This window comes from Bradyrhizobium lablabi, assembly GCF_018131005.1.
In the GTDB taxonomy this organism is placed as follows: Bacteria; Pseudomonadota; Alphaproteobacteria; order Rhizobiales; family Xanthobacteraceae; genus Bradyrhizobium; species Bradyrhizobium lablabi_D.
Map to the genome: position 1 here is coordinate 1 of NZ_JAFCJK010000032.1, position 2,718 is coordinate 2,718.

Here is a 2,718-nt window from a genome sequence, read left to right on the forward strand (position 1 = left end):
TGTCGAGAAGTAATGACCGATGTGGGGGCCGGCGCGAGTCACATTCAACTTAGTCAATTTGGCTGCTTACTCAAAGTGCAGCCTTTAACCAAATCTTTAGCGCGGCACTCATACTCGACAGCTATATCTCTAAGTTTGCGGGCGGCAACCTCGTGCACTGTTTCGGCCGCGACCTGCCGGCAGTAAGCGGCGTGGTCAAGCAGGGCACGGATTTCTCGCTCCTCCATTGTGTAACAACAGCTCTCGTTTAACTCGGTTGCAATTTTCGACTAAAGTTCTGAAATAACCAGCAACGAAAGCAACAGCAGGTTGTTTGAACTAGTGTCACGACTTCCGCAGCGAGGTGCTGGATGGAATGCTGTCTGTGTGCCCTCGCGGCAGAACAAGCGTGGTCAATCTACCTGGATCGGAATGACACGGTCTCGCCAGAGGACGAGCGACGCTGCGCGCTAGAACGCTTTGTGCGTGGACGTTGGCAAGCCGGAGAGAGAGACCTCGATGAGTTGACGTGCTCGGGCTTGTTCTTCATATCGCGTCTTGCTCCGGCGGAGGATGGTGAGGATTGATTCGGCGCATCTCCCTAACCTTGGTACATGAAATCCTGGCGCATAGTGCGCAGCCCAATCTCGTTCTGGCTGCGCTGTCTTTTTGCGCCGCGGCTTGTGCAATTGTCGTATTGAGAGCAGCGATGGCCTTAGGAGCGAGGAGCTTTGACGCTTTGCTTTCCTAGGGAGGCGAGTGGACGTTTGGCTGCGAGCAGGTTTCCTGCGATATCTGCGTTCCGCACGTAGTCGCGATAGTTAATCCCGTGTTGCCGGCCTATTCCCGGGCGCAGCGCTTCCTTCGGCCTCTTCCACTCGCTCTGCCAGCGGGCTTCTCTCCCTCCACCCGCTTCTCGATCCCGGCACGTCCGGCATCCAGGATTCGGCCCGCTCTTCGTGCTGCGCCTTGTCCAGCGCCGCCTGGACTTTCGCTACTAACTCTTCGCGACCGGCCCGCTCTCTTTTTCCTTAGCCGCCTCTTCCCTGCGGCGCCCGGCATCGCTGCTCCTGCTCGCGCTCGAACTGCGCAGCGGCCTTGCGTTCGGTTTTGGGGGCTGGTTTATTCCAGCCGCCAATCCTTCGTGAATTTGTGATTGCCCGGCTTATAGACTAGATAGACTTGGATTATGGGCGAGATGATGTTGATTGTGGCCGGCGTTGGCCTGCTCGCGTTGGCCGCGACCTTTGCGATCTCGGCGTATCTTGAAGCGCGGGCCGAGCGACGACGCCAGAAAGAGTGAAGCTGCCCCACCAAGGGGTGGACCTCATAGCGAAGCGGGGCCTGCTCAGAGCGGAATCCACATGCCAACCCCGATGATGGCCAGCGAAACCAAAATCACCAGAATGTCGACTGAGAGCCAGTCGGGAATGCGTTTCGAGGGTTGTTCGCTCATAGCGCGACTCTCTGGTTCGCGTCGGAAGTGGGATGCTGAATCGGAACAGCGCGGGCGAATATGATCCATTTCACAAGGACTGAACAAAGACAAAAGCCTGAGCGCTCGCCCCGGACGAGCAGATGAGAAGCCTCAATCCCGACAAGTTGTCGCGAATGAAACCCTGCCTCTTTTTGAGCCTTCCGAATTGGCGAAGGCGTGCCAGATGCCCATATCCAGGCCATGTTCAAACGTAGCCCCATCGAGATCCCGCCACAGATCGCCCGTCAGTTCGCAGCCCACATGCGCGCATATCATGCCGAGCAGAACGACACGCAGCGCGGCGAGATCGCAGTCCGCACCCGGCACATGCTGCTAGAGCACATGCCATCCGGCTCAAATCTGCGACTGAACGAGATCAGGAAACTGTTCGATCTGATGAGATGAGAAATCGCCAGCTGGCTTGGTGAGCTTTCGACCATAGCGCCGCGAAGAAGCCCCAGCTCCTGGGATTGGGAGTTCTCGGGAGCCGAGGCCGGAGTGTCGGGAGTGCAAATTTGGAAGTTGCCGCTCGAACCCACCACGGGCGGCATCAAGGAATTTGCACCAAGTCATCCATCTACGACAATAACGCATGTGAATCGCAGTGCGGTGCACAGCGGCATCGCGCATGCTGTGCCAATCAGCAAAGACCTGGAAGTCGTGATTCTTGTCGATGAAGTACGCCGAAAGCCGCCCCTACGCCGACACGGAAAAAGCCGCCCGCATGGAGCACGCCAACGCCACGAGAATGACGCATAAGGTCGGCGCCCTTATTCCACGAACATGGCGATCGCTATAATTACGATGGGAGTAAGCCCCAGGAGCACAGCCCACACGGGAAAAACGCGGTCATTGGTACGCACGATGCGGCCCCTCGTCATTGGGCACTTAACATATGTTAAGGAGACCGCCGATTCATAGTGCAGTTTGTGCCACCCCGGGTTGGCTTGGCCTACGCCGCGAAAAGAGCAATGAGAGCCATCGCGGCGAGCGCGAATGAGACGTACCCGGCTATGGTGATCCAGTCGAAGTGCTTGGCCATGCCGAGAATGCTGATCTTGGTAAGATGACGGAGGTTGATCCAGATCAAGGGGCTCCGATTCCCAGCATCGAGATGTTCGATAAAAAACCCCAGTCCCGAGGACTGAGGCCAAGTTGCGAGTCGCCGCCAAGTGCAACTGCGGCAACGAGCGCCGCTTACCCCCGGCCGTCCAGCTCGGCAAAGCGGCAAAAGGCCCCAGCTCATGGGACAGGGGGGGTCC

At 57.8% G+C, this 2,718-nt stretch carries 2 protein-coding genes; one reads left to right on the forward strand and one right to left on the reverse strand.

The features are described 5' to 3' along the window. Positions 1-1,657: 1,657 nt before the first annotated feature. Positions 1,658-1,861, forward strand: coding sequence for a hypothetical protein (locus JQ553_RS34160; RefSeq protein WP_212504468.1), 204 nt, complete (start codon positions 1,658-1,660; stop codon positions 1,859-1,861). A 547-nt stretch (positions 1,862-2,408) separates the two neighbouring features. Here JQ553_RS34160 and JQ553_RS34165 read toward each other — a convergent pair. Next, a complete protein-coding gene (locus JQ553_RS34165) occupies positions 2,409-2,546 on the reverse strand; it encodes a hypothetical protein (protein WP_212504469.1) in 138 nt (45 codons plus the stop codon). Positions 2,547-2,718: the final 172 nt, after the last annotated feature.

Excerpts from the sequence above, each read along its gene's own strand:
- JQ553_RS34160 (WP_212504468.1), top strand. The coding sequence starts at position 1,658 with ATGTTCAAACGTAGCCCCATCGAGATCCCGCCACAGATCGCCCGTCAG.